This window comes from Brevibacillus fluminis, from assembly GCF_003710825.1.
GTDB classification, from domain to species: Bacteria; Bacillota; Bacilli; order Brevibacillales; family Brevibacillaceae; genus Brevibacillus_D; species Brevibacillus_D fluminis.
The window spans coordinates 50173-63413 of sequence record NZ_RHHQ01000030.1 but is presented as its reverse complement, the minus strand read 5'-3'; the positions used below and the strand labels follow the sequence as shown (position 1 = coordinate 63413).

Below are 13241 nucleotides of genomic sequence, written 5' to 3'. Positions count from 1 at the left end.
CGCGGCGTTGCTCCATCAGACTTTCGTCCATTGTGTAAAATTCCCTCCTGCTGCCTCCCGTAGGAGTCTGGGCCGTGTCTCAGTCCCAGTGTGGCCGGTCACCCTCTCAGGTCGGCTACGCATCGTCGCCTTGGTAGGCCATTACCCCACCAACTAGCTAATGCGCCGCAGGCCCATCTGTAAGTGATAGCTTGCGCCATCTTTCCGTTTCGGATCATGCGATCCAAAACCCTATCCGGTATTAGCATAAGTTTCCCTATGTTATCCCAGTCTTACAGGCAGGTTGCCTACGTGTTACTCACCCGTCCGCCGCTAGCCCCCGAAGGGACTCGCTCGACTTGCATGTATTAGGCACGCCGCCAGCGTTCGTCCTGAGCCAGGATCAAACTCTCCATTAAAGTTGAGTTGAAGCTGATTCCAAGACTTGCTTGGCTTGTTACATTATGTGATGTCACGTGGACAATCACGTTATCTTTTCGCTTTCGCTGTTCAGTTTTCAAAGAGCGTGTGTCTCAAGGACAAGAATTAATCTATCATGTCTGCCTATCTAAAGTCAATAGTTTTTGTGAAAAAAGTTTAGGTAGTCTGTTCTTCGTTCACTTTCCGCCGTCTTACATACTTGGCTAGCTCCTTTGGCTCCGCTACTCGCGCGTACATTTTGAACAGGATTGTGTACCGCTCCTCCATTGCCCGCTTAACCAAATAGTCAATCCGCTTGTCGCCGAAATCGAGCAGCATTTCCTCCAACTCGCGTTTTAACAAATACTCAAGCTCCTGGCACTCTTTGGTAGAAAACAAGAATCCTAGCATGATTACAGCCCCCGATTTGGTCAATTGGTAATCATATCTTTTCCAACGTTATTTTGGCCTATTCAAAGAAAAACGCCCTGAAATAAATCCAGGGCATAAATTTTAGATATTTATTTCATAAATTTAAACTGCGTACCGATGGTATTTTGAATCAACAAAGGCGTGATCACACTCTCCACCAATGCCGCTACGACAAGCAATATGGCGATAACCAGCACCGCCAACGGAAATTGCTTTACACCTGCCGTCCATTCCCGCTTTAGCTTTCCCCGTCCTTCTGCATTCCAAATGAACGCAACCGTCCGCCATGTCAAAACTCCATAACGAATTCCGAATGATGCAGCAAATACAACAGCTGGCAGCTCAAAAATCCCATGAGGCAAAATTCCGACTGTCAATACAACCAGCGGATTCAACCCAGCGTCCCCCATTTTATCCAACAAGAAACCGAGTAAAACACCATTCGCCACCAAACCGTAAATGGGGAAAAATGCGAACAACACACCTAAAACCATCATCATCAAGGAACTAAACAAATTGTTAAACAAAATCATCCAAAACACAGCGGTCGGATGGCCATTTTTTTGAATTTGATCGGCGATTTTCCTGATTTGCTCGATCATTTGCTGCGCCAGCTTCTCTACAAGGCTCGCTTCCAGGTAGCCGAAAATGATGCCGAACAGCATAAGTAAACTGCCAATCAATAAATACCGCCTATTATCCATCCATAAAGCACGAAATCGTTCGGCCAGCATGTCCTTCACTCCTCTTTTCGCTTAATGCAAACCTACTCGTTACGATCATATGTCGCTTACATTGATTTTACGCTTTCGCAGAAAGAATATCCTTGTCTCCCCTGCATACACTTTTTCTAGGACAAAGGGGGGTTGTTTCATGCGTTATATTTACGTCGTCAGCGCCAAAAAACTCAAGCAAATGTTCATCATCGTGACCGCGCTTGTTCTGGCAGCCGGATTGGTATACGCCGAACGTGACAATATCGCCGTATTCTCGGACGGAGATAAAGCCAAACTGCCGCAGGCCATTTTCAAGGTGGATACCAAGGAAAAGAAAATTGCGCTCACGTTCGACATCAGCTGGGGAGAACTGCGCGCGACGCCTATTTTGGATATTCTCAAAGAAAAGCAACTGACTAAGGCTACCTTTTTCTTGTCGTCACCATGGGCCTTGCGTCATGCGGACGTCGTCAAGCGAATCGTAGCGGACGGATACGAGATCGGCTCCAATGGACATAAATACGACAACTACAGTAAATATACAGACAGCGAAATCCGCGCGCAAATCATCAAAGCCGATACGATCTTATCCGACCTGACAGGCAAAAAGCCGACGCTCCTCCGGTTACCTTACGGCGATTTTGACAACCGGGTGCTGGAAATTGCCAACAAGCTGAACTATGTCGTCATCCAGTGGGACACCGATTCCAAAGATGCGCTTAATCCAGGTGTCGAGCAGATCGTTCAAAACGTGCTGACAAAGGCGCATCCCGGCGACATCGTGCTCTTTCACGCAAGCGACTCGGCCAAGGAGACACACCTCGCCCTCCCGGCCATCATCGACAAACTACGCGCGCAGGGCTATCAGTTCGTCACCGTCTCCGAGCTGCTGTCGGGCGCTGAGGCAAATAGCCAGGAAATAAAGTAAAAGCTGGTCCCACATGAGGATCAGCTTTCTTTTTTAGCAGTGATTCGATGCAGTTGTAGCACTTGCCAAACGTTGCAGAACAACAGCGGCATAATCATCATTAGCATGGAGCCGAAATTGTCATCTTTCGTCAAACCTGGAATCCATTCGATTGCGGTTACGACAAAAATAAAAAAGATGGTCGGTACCCATGCTTTCGGGTTGGTCAGCTTGACTTTTGCATAAGCTGTAACCAATGCGATCAGCAGCAAAAGAAGCGGTTCAATCATATACAGCATTACGGAGCCGCGCGCTCCATCAATTCGTAAATAAACCATGTCGAAAAATGTGAACAAGATCAAAAAAATCTGTACGTTTTTCCATAAAGACGCATTTTTAAAAATACTGAGCGCCATGTAATTGAAGGTCATATAGGCAAACAGGCCCATCTGCGCGACAATGCTCACCGTCAAGCCAATCAGCAGGCTCATAAAGCTGCCCATGAAAAAGTTGGACAAGGACCCTCCAAATAGTTCTTCGCGCCCTAACAAAACGCCGGAAAGCAAGCCTCCGATACCGCCCAGCAGCAGTGTCGTCCAGAACATCCAGCCAAATTTACGCACACTCAAACGGCTTCTCCTCCTTACCACATCGCTATGATTGTACCAACCCATACAAGAAAATACTAGCGTAAGAAACGTCTCTTTTGTGTAATTTAAAATCAGGACGGGAAAGGAGGGTGTCCATCCCATGAAAAAAACACATCGTGTCGGTTTGATGCTTGCCGCCCTCATGTTTTTACTCACCAGCTGCGGTGGCGGAGGTCAAGCCCAACAATCGTCACAACCTGATTATAAAAGCGTCAAGGACATGGTTCTGGACATCATGCAGACGGATGAAGCAAAGAAAGCCGTCTCGAAAATGATGAAGGACGACAAATTCAAACAAAGCATGGTCCTTGATGAATCGACGTTGCGAACGACCCTAATTCAAAGTATTGCCAAGCCGAACAATCCGCAAATCAAAGAAGCGTTCCAGGATCCGAAGTTCACAACTGCTCTGGCCAAAACGATGAAAACGGAAAACAAAGCGCTGATGAAGGAACTAATGAAAGACCCTGAGTACCAAAAGCTGATGATCGATATCATGAAGGACCCCGAGTATGAAAAAAACATGCTCGACCTCATGAAGAGCTCGGCATATCGCCAACAAATGATGCAAGTCATGAAGGAATCGATGAAAAGCCCGCTTTTCCAAGGGGAAATGCTGAAAATCATGCAGAGCGCACAAGAAGAAATGATGAAGCCTAAGCAGTCTACACAGGAAAGCAAGGGCGGCAAAGGCGGCAAAGGCAACAAAAGTAAAAAGCAAGGAAAGAGCGGCGGCAGTGGAGGCGGGGGCGGGGGATCATCAAGCTAAAACGCTACGCATTGTTTCACGCTTTAGAAAGCTTGGCACTCCCAAGCTTTTTAAGCTGTAAAAAAGCCACTCTTTACAGAGTGGCTTTCACTTCACATTTATCGATGACTCGCTGAGCCATTTCCATATACAGTTTTCCGATGGTACTATCCTGTTTGTATACGGACGGAGAATAATCCGGCTCCTGCGGGTGATTCTCCGGCTGTCCCAACGGGATTTGCGCAAGAAGCTCACATGCAAGCGTCTCCGCCAATTTTGCCCCGCCGCCTCGGCCAAATACGAACTCCTTCGAGCCATCTTTCGCTTCATACCATGCCATATTTTCGACGACCCCGAGGATCTCATGACCGGTACGCATCGCCATAGCACCCGCACGAGCCGCTACGAAGGCCGCAGTAGGGTGAGGGGTAGTCACGACGATCTCCAAGCTTTGCGGAATCATCTGATGGACATCCAGGGCCATATCGCCGGTTCCTGGCGGCAAGTCTAACAGCAGGTAATCCAGCTCTTCCCCCCAGTGTACTTCCGTAAAGAAGTTGCGCAGCATTTTACCCAGCATCGGACCGCGCCAAATCACCGGCGAGTTGTCTTCCACGAAGAATCCCATCGACATGACTTTGACCCCGAATTTATCGATCGGCAGGATCATTTCTCCAATGATCGTTGGACGTTGTTCAATATTCATCATATCGGGCACACTAAAGCCATAAATATCTGCATCAATGATGCCGACTTTTTTGCCTTGTCTCGCCAATGCCACAGCCAGATTGACAGTGACGGTCGATTTCCCCACTCCACCTTTGCCGGATGTTACGGCAATAAACGTCGTGGTGGACTCTTTAGCTAAGATCGGGTTGAGCAGTGGAGCTTGTCCTGGCTGCTGCTGCTTTTGTCCGCCGCGCAGCTGCGCGATTAATGCTGCGCGCTCCTCATCCGTCATCGCCCCAAAACGAAGGTTCACTTGCTCTGCTCCCAACGCTTTGATTGCAGCAACGACATCTTCTTCGATCGTAACCTTGAGTGGACAGCCCGAAATGGTCAGCACAACTTCAAGTGACACGTGCGAGCCGTTAATTTGAATATCGCGAATCATGTTCAATTCGACGAGACTGCGATTGATCTCCGGATCTTTCACATCCCGAAGGGCTTCAAGCACTTGCTCCTTCGTAATCATTCTTCCACCTCTATTCACAGTAATGATTCCAGTATGCTCTCCATTTGCGGTCAATTATAGCATATCCGCCAAACAACCGTACAACGGCGAAGCACTTACGGAGTATTCGTAATCTTCTCTCCGGCAAAATGACGTAAAATGCCCTGATAAATTGCGTTGGCCATCGCCTTTTGATAAGCGGTATCCTGCAGTTGCTTCGCTTCCTTCGTATTGGACAAAAAGCCAACCTCGACCAACACGGCCGGGCAGGAAACTTCACGAATCAAATAAACGTCATCGGTCTTTTTCGGTACGCGATCCGTGTTTTCCATCACCCGCTTGATCTCGTCCTGAATAAGTCCCGCCAGCTCACCGCTTTCTTTATAAGCCGGGTAGTAAAACGTCTGCGCACCCGACCATTTCGGTGACGGAATTGAGTTTAAGTGGATGCTGACCAAAAAATCGGGGGCATTGGCATTCACGAATTTCACGCGATTGCGTAAATCCTCCGTCTTACGCTTCCTGATTTTGTTCACATCCGCCGGAGCCAGATCTTTATCTTCTTCCCTCGTCATGATGACATAAGCGCCAGACTCCTGCAAAAAGTCCCGCAGGTACATGCTGATTGGCAGCGACACCTCTTTTTCCACAATCTTACCATCTTTGCTCACCGCGCCGCCATCGATGCCACCGTGACCAGGATCAATGGCGATGACCGTTCCCGCCAACGGTAATGACCACGCAGTCCAGGACGTGTGTTCAGGCGTTTTATAGGTAAAGATTGCGACGAGTAAAAAAAATGCCAAAACCCAGCCAATCCCTTTTTTTATCACCGCGCGCTCGCCCCTTTTCTCTTGTTCTTTCCCATGATATGGGACAGGCGAGAAAATTATGACCAAGCTCCGCAAAACAAGAAAAACCCTTGTCTCCCAAAAGAGACAAGGGTTTTTTCGCCATAAGGCTGATTAACGTTTGGAGAACTGTGGAGCGCGACGAGCAGCTTTGAGACCGTATTTTTTACGTTCTTTCATGCGTGGGTCGCGAGTCAGGAATCCAGCGCGCTTCAAAGCACCGCGGAGTTCTGGGTCTGCTTTCAGCAGAGCACGGGAAACGCCATGACGGATTGCACCAGCTTGGCCAGTTGTACCGCCACCGTTTACGTTAACCAATACATCGTAACGACCGAGAGTTTCAGTCAGAACGAGTGGTTGTTTTACGATCAATTTCAAAGTTTCCAAACCAAAATATTTATCCATCTCACGCTTGTTGATTACGATGCGACCTTCGCCCGGAACCAAACGAACGCGTGCTACAGAGTGCTTACGACGACCTGTACCGTAGTATTGAACCTGTGCCACGAGATTTTTCCTCCCTTACTGTTTTAGCCGCGAATTTGCCAAGCTTCTGGTTTTTGAGCTGCATGCGGATGTTCAGAACCTGCATAAACTTTCAACTTAGTGAAGATTTGACGACCCAGACGGTTCTTAGGCAGCATGCCTTTCACTGCGATTTCAAACATGCGATCTGGACGAGTCGCGAGCATTTCACCAGCTGTTTTGGATTTCAAACCACCTGGATAAAGGGAGTGAGTGTAGTAAATCTTGTCACTCAGTTTTTTACCAGTCAATTTAACTTTGTCTGCGTTGATTACAACCACGAAATCACCAGCATCAACGTGTGGAGTGAATTCAGGTTTCAATTTACCGCGCAGAATGGATGCTACTTCACTCGCCAAACGACCGAGTGTTTGACCTTCTGCGTCGACGATGTACCATTTGCGCTCTACTTCGAGCGGCTTAGCCATATATGTGGTACGCATGTTTGTCCCTCCTAAATGGTTTCCAGTAAAGAAAAAAAATTCGTCGAGGAAGCTGCAACGGGTAGCAACCGACCCTCGTGTGTCTATTACATTCTTCGTTCTTCGTTTTTCAATCCCGGGGCTAGAGTGGGGCTAGCGGGTATGAAAATACCAAGGATCATCATACTACATTCAACCGCCACAGTCAAGAACCCAGTAGAAAGCTTATTCATACAAAACCTTCCACATCGTCAAACCCTTGGCAGCGGCTGTCTTGCCGGCCTGCTCCCGGTCGCGGGCAGCCAGAATCCGAGCGAAATCGTGGGGATCTCGCTTCCCTTCTCCTACTTCAATCAGCGTACCGGCGATAATCCGCACCATATTGTAAAGAAACCCGTTTCCTTCACAAATGATCCAAATCAAATCTCCTTCACGCATGACCTTCAGCTCATAGATCGTGCGGACCTTGTCTTCGACAAAGGTTTTCGCCGAACAAAACGAGGTGAAATCGTGCTCCCCGACCAAATAGCGGGCAGCCTCCTGCATGCATTCCACATCCAGAGGGTGCCGATAATGATCCGCGTAGCGGTGGCGAAACAGCTCCGGAACCGAACCATTGTCGATGCAGTAGCGATATTGCTTGCGCACGACATCGAAACGGGCATGAAAATCAGGATGCGCATCCTCTACAGACAAAATGACGATAGAGTCGGGCAATTGATTGTTCAATACAAAGCGCCATTTCTCCAACGGAATCGCCGAGTGGGTATCAAAGTGAAAGACTTGCCCTTGTGCATGCACACCTGCATCAGTGCGCCCGGAGCCGGCGATCTGGATCGTCTCACTGGTGATCCGCTGCAGTGCAGCCTCTATGGTGCCTTGCACAGTCACCTGCTCGGGCTGAACCTGGAACCCGCTATAGTCTGTTCCATCGTACGCAACAACGCACTTCAGACGCTTCAACTTCTCCACCATCCTAATAACACAATCAGCGCGACCGCCACAATCAGCACCCACACGTCTTTTCCCGTAAACGAAAGCTGACGCAGCCGGGTGCGCCCTGTCCCGCCACGATACCCACGCGCCTCCATTGCCAACGCCAACTCCTCAGCCCTGCGAAACGAGCTGATGAACAGCGGAATGACGATCGGCAGCATGTGCTGTACCCGCTTCAACAAAGATCCGCTGGTAAAATCAGCACCACGCGATTGCTGGGCTTTCATGATCTTGTCGGTTTCCTCTAGAAGCGTCGGGATGAACCGCAAGGCAATCGACATCATCAGCGCCACTTCGTGGACAGGCATCTTCAGCTTTTTCAGCGGAGCGAACAAACGTTCCAAACCGTCTGTTAGATCCATTGGCGCAGTGGTCAGCGTCAAGAGCGAGCTAATCACCACCAGAAGCCCTAACCGAAGCGAGATGAAAATGGCTTGCTGCACGCCTGCTTCTTCAATGCTGAACCAACCAATTCGAAAATAAACTTCCCCACCCTTGGTTAGCAACAAATGAATGATGACGGTAAAAAGCATGAGGAACCAGACGGGCTGAAGTCCTTTTATGATGTAAGTAAGGGAAATGCGGGACAACCAGATCGCTCCAATGATAAACAGCACCAAAAGGCCGTATGCCACAAAGCTATTGGCGAGAAACACAGCGATCGCAAACAGCACGATAAAGATAAGTTTGCTGCGCGGATCGAGCCGATGTACGGTAGAATTGCCCGGCACATACTGACCGATCGCGACATTTTGCAGCATGCTCACTCAATCGCCACCCCCTTTTTCAGGACGGAGCAGGCGAACCAAATAGTCCGTAAGCTCCTCCTCACGATAAAGCGAGAGGGGAATTTGCTTGTCTTGCGGCAGCCTATTGTTCAGCTGCCTGATAAACGATACCGTCTCTGGCACATCGAGGGAAAGCTCGTGCAATCTGTCGCTGTCAGCGAACACGTCCTGTGGCGTTCCCTGCAGCGCAATCTGCCCGCCTGCCATTACAATAAGCCAGTCCGCATACCGTGCAGCCTCTTCCATGCTGTGCGTCACCATGATCGTCGTTAAACGGCGTTCCTTGTGAATATCATATATCGCCTCAAGAATGGCCTGACGACCGGCTGGATCTAGCCCTGCAGTCGGTTCATCCAAAACAAGCACACTGGGCTCCATCGCCAAAACACCAGCAATCGCCACGCGCCTCATCTGTCCACCGCTCAAGCGAAACGGGGACCGATCCTTCATCTCCGCGTAAGAAAGGCCGACGGTCGCAAGCGCCTGCTCTACCCTTTGCTCCGTTTCCGCCGCTGGTACGCCGAATTGCATCGGTCCATATGCCACATCTTTGGCAATGGTCTCCTCAAACAGCTGGTGCTCCGGATATTGAAAGACAATGCCGATATGGCGGCGAAATGCGGGAGTGAGCTTGGTCCCTGGCGTGATTTCCCAATCACCGACACGAATACTGCCCGATGTCGGTAATAAAAGGCCATTTAGATGCTGGATCAAAGTCGACTTACCTGAACCTGTCTGGCCAATGATCCCCACATAGGCACCTGATGGAATGGTCAGCGAGATGTCCGACAGCGCCCTCTTTTCAAAAGGTGTTCCTTTTCCATAGATGTGGCTTACCTGGTCAAAAGCAATCTGCATAGTTCTTCCACCATTCCCTCTTGGCGCAAGGATGGGCTAACGGTTACTCCTGCCTCAGCCAAGCGATGCTGCATGCGGACGGCAAACGGCACATCCAATCCAACTGCCCGCAGCGTTTCATATTCCTGATAAACCTGTCCCGGTGTCCCATCAAGCAGCACTTTCCCGCCGGACATTACGATAACCCGATCCGAGTCGATCGTCTCCTCTGGAAAATGCGTGATGTTGAGAATCGTAACCCCATTTGTCCGATGTAGCTGATGAGCCAGCGCCATCACTTCTTTTCGCCCCTGCGGGTCAAGCATCGCGGTTGCCTCATCCATGATGATCACACTCGGCTTTAGTGCCATCACGCCGGCGATCGCCACCCGCTGCTTTTGTCCACCTGACAGCTTATGAGGTTGACTCAGGGCAAACGACTCCATCTGAACGGACGCGAGTGCCTCATTCACCCGAATCCTCATCTCGTCGGGAGGGACCCCCAGATTTTCAAGACCAAAGGCGACATCATCTTCTACGGTCGTGCCAATGATTTGATTATCAGGATTTTGAAAAATCATTCCGACATTCCGGCGGATTTCCCAAATCGATGCCGTATCCCGGGTATCCATCTGGCAAATTCGCAGGACCCCGCCAGTTGGAACAAACAAAGCATTTAAGAGTTTCGCCAGCGTTGACTTGCCTGAACCGTTGTGGCCGATCACAGAAACGAACGTCCCTTGCTCGATCACTAAATCGACATGGTCGAGCACCTTAGCGCCTTCGCCCTGTTCACCGCTGTAAACGTACGAAACTCCATCTACCTGAACGATTGGAGCACTGCTCATCACTGCTGCCACATCCTTCATGCATTGCATAGAATGTTGCGACAATCGAACGTAAAAAAAGGGCATGATCGAACCCGGTGTTGCACCGAATCCTACCCTCACCCTTTTTACGTCGATCCTTGAATTAAACCAATTCGATATAAGCCATAGGTGCTGCGTCGCCGCGGCGTGGGCCTACTTTGAGGATACGAGTGTATCCGCCATTGCGCTCTGCATAGCGAGGAGCAATGTCATCGAACAGTTTTTGTACAGCGTCGCGGCCCTCTTCAGTCGCTACTTCGTTACGAACGAAAGCAGCTACCTGACGGCGAGCATGCAAGTCGCCACGTTTCGCCAAGGTAATCATTTTTTCAGCAATAGAACGCAATTCTTTTGCTTTTGTCTCAGTTGTTTCGATGCGCTCATTGATGAACAAATCGGTTACCAAGTCGCGGAACAGCGCCTTACGAGCCGAGCTACGACGACCCAATTTACGGTATGCCATTTCCTTACCTCCCTCTTCCTTGCGAGCACTACGTCGAATTTGCATCGTGTTCGAGCAAGATTCGAGTGCCCTCGGGTGCCTCTTACTCGCGAACACTTGAACGAATCACTCCGGATAGTCGAACGTGATTCAGATGTTCGCTAGGTGCCACTTCTACTCATCGTTACGCAAGGAAAGACCCAGTTCTTGAAGTTTTTCTTGAACTTCTTCCAGGGATTTGCGGCCCAGGTTACGAACTTTCATCATGTCTTCCTCGGATTTTTGTGTCAACTCTTGAACCGTGTTGATACCAGCACGTTTCAAGCAGTTATAGGAACGTACAGAAAGATCGAGTTCTTCGATAGTCATCTCCAGAACTTTTTCTTTCTTGTCTTCCTCTTTTTCAACCATGATTTCCGCATCTTTCGCCTCATCGGTCAGACCGACGAACAGGTTCAGGTGCTCATTCATGATTTTTGCACCGAGGCTTACTGCTTCCTCAGGGCTGATGCTACCATTAGTCCATACTTCAAGCGTTAACTTATCATAGTTCGTCATTTGCCCGACACGGGTATTTTCGACCTGATAGTTGACACGCTTGATAGGCGTATAGATCGAATCGATCGGTATTACACCGATTGGTTGATCCTCGGTTTTATTGCCATCCGCTTGAACATAACCTCGTCCGCGTCCAGCTGTCATGCGAATGTGCAGACGACCGCCTTTTGCAAGTGTAGCGATGTGGAGATCAGGGTTCAAAATCTCAACGTCGCTATCAGCACGGATATCTCCGGCCTTCACTGCGCCTTCGCCTTCCGCATCAATCTCGATGACTTTCTCTTCATCCGAATGGATTTTGAGAGCAAGGCCCTTGATGTTCAGGATGATTTCTGTGACGTCTTCCACAACACCCTCAACAGTCGAGAACTCATGCAATACACCATCGATTTGGACCGAGGTCACAGCAGCACCTGGCAAAGAAGACAGAAGGATGCGTCTCAGCGAGTTACCAAGGGTTGTGCCATAACCACGCTCAAGGGGTTCGACTACGAATTTCCCGTACAGGTTATTCTCGTCTACTTCCACAACCTCGATTCTTGGTTTTTCTATTTCTATCATTTAAACAAACCCTCCTTCAAAACGTCGAAATTCGAGGGTGGGCTCATTCAAGCCCACTCATGAATTTCCTGCGGCGGTTTACCGTTTGCGTGCATGTCAAGCAAAATCAGCAGAATCTACCATTCTAGTATGGACATCTTCTGAACTTTATAAACCCGGTTACACGCGGCGACGTTTTGGTGGACGGCAGCCGTTGTGCGGAATTGGGGTAACATCTTTAATCATGTTAACTTCCAAACCAGCTGCTTGCAAAGAACGAATTGCTGCTTCACGACCGGCACCCGGTCCTTTTACCAGCACTTCGCAAGAACGCATTCCATGGTCCATTGCAACTTTAGCTGCAGTTTCTGCTGCCATTTGCGCTGCGAATGGTGTGCTCTTACGCGAACCCCGGAAGCCGAGGGCACCAGCACTAGACCAAGAAATTGCGTTACCATGCGTATCAGTGATTGTTACGATCGTGTTGTTGAACGTGGAGCGGATATGTGCTACGCCGACTTCAACGTTTTTACGATCACGACGACGGGTGCGAGTAGCAGCCGCTTGTTTTCTTTTAGCCATGTCAGTTTACCCTCCTTTACTTCTTCTTGTTCGCTACTGTACGGCGTGGACCTTTACGCGTACGAGCATTGGTTTTTGTACGTTGACCGCGAACAGGCAGTCCGCGACGATGGCGAATCCCACGGAAGCAACCGATTTCCATCAAACGCTTGATCGCAAGCGAGATGTCACGGCGCAGGTCACCTTCAACTTTAATGTTCTTATCGATGTACTCACGAAGTTTGCTAACTTCGTCTTCAGTCAGCTCGCGAACGCGAGTATCCGGATTCAGTCCGGTGGACGCAAGAATACGCTGGGAAGTTGGACGACCGATACCAAAGATATAGGTCAAAGCAACTTCAACGCGCTTTTCACGAGGCAAGTCAACGCCTGCAATACGTGCCATTCTTTAAAAGCACCTCCTTGAGTGTTTATCCTTGTTTTTGCTTATGCTTTGGATTTTCACAAATAACCATAACGTTACCTTTGCGACGAATGACCTTGCATTTTTCGCAGATCGGTTTCACCGACGGTCTCACTTTCATGGTTCTTGCCTCCCTTTTCTAGGGTCAAAAACGCTGTTGGGCGTTCTGCTTATTTATAGCGGTATGTGATGCGACCGCGCGTCAAGTCATAAGGTGACAGTTCAACGGTAACTTTATCCCCCGGTAGGATGCGGATAAAGTGCATGCGAATCTTACCAGATACATGTGCCAATACCTTGTGGCCGTTCTCCAGTTCTACACGGAACATAGCGTTCGGCAAAGGCTCGATCACAGTACCTTCTACTTCAATGACATCGTCTTTGGCCATTCGTTCGGCTCTC

At 49.3% G+C, this 13241-nt stretch carries 19 protein-coding genes and 1 rRNA gene; 2 read left to right on the top strand and 18 right to left on the bottom strand.

Features of this window, described 5'->3' with window-relative positions; genetic code table 11:
- The 3 genes from EDM56_RS30225 to EDM56_RS30215 all read right to left on the bottom strand — a co-directional run.
- Positions 1-398 (bottom strand): 16S ribosomal RNA (locus EDM56_RS30225); the annotation flags it as partial.
- A 178-nt stretch (positions 399-576) separates the two neighbouring features.
- Positions 577-810, bottom strand: coding sequence for a hypothetical protein (locus tag EDM56_RS30220; RefSeq protein WP_122921645.1), 234 nt, complete (start codon positions 808-810; stop codon positions 577-579).
- Between the two features lie 110 nt (positions 811-920).
- Positions 921-1565: a stage II sporulation protein M gene (locus EDM56_RS30215; protein ID WP_246009591.1), complete on the bottom strand. Its 645-nt coding sequence runs from the start codon at positions 1563-1565 to the stop codon at positions 921-923.
- Between the two features lie 139 nt (positions 1566-1704).
- On the opposite strand from EDM56_RS30215, the gene pdaB reads away from it, so the two are divergent.
- A complete protein-coding gene (gene pdaB, locus EDM56_RS30210) occupies positions 1705-2475 on the top strand; it encodes a polysaccharide deacetylase family sporulation protein PdaB (RefSeq protein ID WP_122921644.1) in 771 nt (256 codons plus the stop codon).
- A gap of 20 nt (positions 2476-2495) precedes the next feature.
- On the opposite strand, the gene EDM56_RS30205 is transcribed toward pdaB, so the two are convergent.
- Positions 2496-3083 carry a KinB-signaling pathway activation protein gene (locus EDM56_RS30205; RefSeq protein ID WP_122921643.1) on the bottom strand — a complete coding sequence of 196 codons (588 nt, stop codon included), beginning with the start codon at positions 3081-3083 and terminating at the stop codon, positions 2496-2498.
- 121 nt (positions 3084-3204) lie between these two features.
- Here EDM56_RS30205 and gerD point away from each other — a divergent pair, with 121 nt between their 5' ends.
- The gene (gene gerD, locus EDM56_RS30200; RefSeq protein WP_122921642.1) at positions 3205-3873 is read left to right on the top strand and encodes a spore germination lipoprotein GerD; all 669 of its coding nucleotides are present in this window, start codon (positions 3205-3207) and stop codon (positions 3871-3873) included.
- A gap of 73 nt (positions 3874-3946) precedes the next feature.
- Here the strand turns inward: gerD and EDM56_RS30195 are convergent, their stop codons facing one another.
- From EDM56_RS30195 to infA, 14 genes are all read right to left on the bottom strand, one after another.
- Positions 3947-5047: a P-loop NTPase gene (locus EDM56_RS30195; RefSeq protein WP_122921641.1), complete on the bottom strand. Its 1101-nt coding sequence runs from the start codon at positions 5045-5047 to the stop codon at positions 3947-3949.
- A gap of 95 nt (positions 5048-5142) precedes the next feature.
- Positions 5143-5859 carry an N-acetylmuramoyl-L-alanine amidase CwlD gene (gene cwlD, locus EDM56_RS30190; protein WP_122921649.1) on the bottom strand — a complete coding sequence of 239 codons (717 nt, stop codon included), beginning with the start codon at positions 5857-5859 and terminating at the stop codon, positions 5143-5145.
- A 132-nt stretch (positions 5860-5991) separates the two neighbouring features.
- Positions 5992-6384: a 30S ribosomal protein S9 gene (rpsI, locus tag EDM56_RS30185; RefSeq protein WP_122921640.1), complete on the bottom strand. Its 393-nt coding sequence runs from the start codon at positions 6382-6384 to the stop codon at positions 5992-5994.
- A gap of 23 nt (positions 6385-6407) precedes the next feature.
- Positions 6408-6845, bottom strand: coding sequence for a 50S ribosomal protein L13 (gene rplM / locus EDM56_RS30180; protein WP_122921639.1), 438 nt, complete (start codon positions 6843-6845; stop codon positions 6408-6410).
- Positions 6846-7049: 204 nt separating this feature from the next.
- The gene (gene truA / locus EDM56_RS30175) at positions 7050-7787 is read right to left on the bottom strand and encodes a tRNA pseudouridine(38-40) synthase TruA (RefSeq protein ID WP_122921637.1); all 738 of its coding nucleotides are present in this window, start codon (positions 7785-7787) and stop codon (positions 7050-7052) included.
- Complete coding sequence (locus EDM56_RS30170) at positions 7784-8581, bottom strand: energy-coupling factor transporter transmembrane component T family protein (protein ID WP_122921648.1); 798 nt, start codon at positions 8579-8581, stop codon at positions 7784-7786. Before EDM56_RS30170 ends, truA begins: the two co-directional genes overlap by 4 nt.
- Before the next feature lie 6 nt (positions 8582-8587).
- The gene (locus EDM56_RS30165; protein ID WP_122921635.1) at positions 8588-9466 is read right to left on the bottom strand and encodes an energy-coupling factor transporter ATPase; all 879 of its coding nucleotides are present in this window, start codon (positions 9464-9466) and stop codon (positions 8588-8590) included.
- Positions 9442-10293, bottom strand: coding sequence for an energy-coupling factor transporter ATPase (locus EDM56_RS30160; protein ID WP_122921633.1), 852 nt, complete (start codon positions 10291-10293; stop codon positions 9442-9444). Before EDM56_RS30160 ends, EDM56_RS30165 begins: the two co-directional genes overlap by 25 nt.
- A 124-nt stretch (positions 10294-10417) precedes the next feature.
- Complete coding sequence (gene rplQ, locus EDM56_RS30155) at positions 10418-10777, bottom strand: 50S ribosomal protein L17 (protein WP_122921631.1); 360 nt, start codon at positions 10775-10777, stop codon at positions 10418-10420.
- Positions 10778-10930: 153 nt separating this feature from the next.
- Positions 10931-11875 (bottom strand): DNA-directed RNA polymerase subunit alpha, encoded by a 945-nt coding sequence (locus EDM56_RS30150; protein WP_122921630.1) that lies wholly within the window; start codon positions 11873-11875, stop codon positions 10931-10933.
- Positions 11876-12034: 159 nt separating this feature from the next.
- Complete coding sequence (rpsK, locus tag EDM56_RS30145) at positions 12035-12436, bottom strand: 30S ribosomal protein S11 (protein WP_122921629.1); 402 nt, start codon at positions 12434-12436, stop codon at positions 12035-12037.
- Positions 12437-12452: 16 nt separating this feature from the next.
- Positions 12453-12821: a 30S ribosomal protein S13 gene (rpsM, locus tag EDM56_RS30140; RefSeq protein ID WP_122921627.1), complete on the bottom strand. Its 369-nt coding sequence runs from the start codon at positions 12819-12821 to the stop codon at positions 12453-12455.
- 25 nt (positions 12822-12846) lie between these two features.
- Positions 12847-12960, bottom strand: coding sequence for a 50S ribosomal protein L36 (gene rpmJ / locus EDM56_RS30135; RefSeq protein WP_003333770.1), 114 nt, complete (start codon positions 12958-12960; stop codon positions 12847-12849).
- 49 nt (positions 12961-13009) lie between these two features.
- On the bottom strand, positions 13010-13228 hold the full coding sequence (gene infA / locus EDM56_RS30130) for a translation initiation factor IF-1 (protein WP_003333772.1): 219 nt from the start codon (positions 13226-13228) through the stop codon (positions 13010-13012).
- Between the last annotated feature and the right edge of the window lie 13 nt (positions 13229-13241).

Coding starts and splice junctions, on each gene's coding strand:
- EDM56_RS30220 (WP_122921645.1), bottom strand. CDS start 810: ATGCTAGGATTCTTGTTTTCTACCAAAGAGTGCCAGGAGCTTGAGTAT.
- EDM56_RS30215 (WP_246009591.1), bottom strand. CDS start 1,565: ATGCTGGCCGAACGATTTCGTGCTTTATGGATGGATAATAGGCGGTAT.
- pdaB (WP_122921644.1), top strand. CDS start 1,705: ATGCGTTATATTTACGTCGTCAGCGCCAAAAAACTCAAGCAAATGTTC.
- gerD (WP_122921642.1), top strand. CDS start 3,205: ATGAAAAAAACACATCGTGTCGGTTTGATGCTTGCCGCCCTCATGTTT.
- EDM56_RS30195 (WP_122921641.1), bottom strand. CDS start 5,047: ATGATTACGAAGGAGCAAGTGCTTGAAGCCCTTCGGGATGTGAAAGAT.
- rplM (WP_122921639.1), bottom strand. CDS start 6,845: ATGCGTACCACATATATGGCTAAGCCGCTCGAAGTAGAGCGCAAATGG.
- EDM56_RS30170 (WP_122921648.1), bottom strand. CDS start 8,581: ATGCTGCAAAATGTCGCGATCGGTCAGTATGTGCCGGGCAATTCTACC.
- EDM56_RS30165 (WP_122921635.1), bottom strand. CDS start 9,466: ATGCAGATTGCTTTTGACCAGGTAAGCCACATCTATGGAAAAGGAACA.
- EDM56_RS30160 (WP_122921633.1), bottom strand. CDS start 10,293: ATGAGCAGTGCTCCAATCGTTCAGGTAGATGGAGTTTCGTACGTTTAC.
- rplQ (WP_122921631.1), bottom strand. CDS start 10,777: ATGGCATACCGTAAATTGGGTCGTCGTAGCTCGGCTCGTAAGGCGCTG.
- EDM56_RS30150 (WP_122921630.1), bottom strand. CDS start 11,875: ATGATAGAAATAGAAAAACCAAGAATCGAGGTTGTGGAAGTAGACGAG.
- rpsK (WP_122921629.1), bottom strand. CDS start 12,436: ATGGCTAAAAGAAAACAAGCGGCTGCTACTCGCACCCGTCGTCGTGAT.
- rpsM (WP_122921627.1), bottom strand. CDS start 12,821: ATGGCACGTATTGCAGGCGTTGACTTGCCTCGTGAAAAGCGCGTTGAA.
- rpmJ (WP_003333770.1), bottom strand. CDS start 12,960: ATGAAAGTGAGACCGTCGGTGAAACCGATCTGCGAAAAATGCAAGGTC.
- infA (WP_003333772.1), bottom strand. CDS start 13,228: ATGGCCAAAGACGATGTCATTGAAGTAGAAGGTACTGTGATCGAGCCT.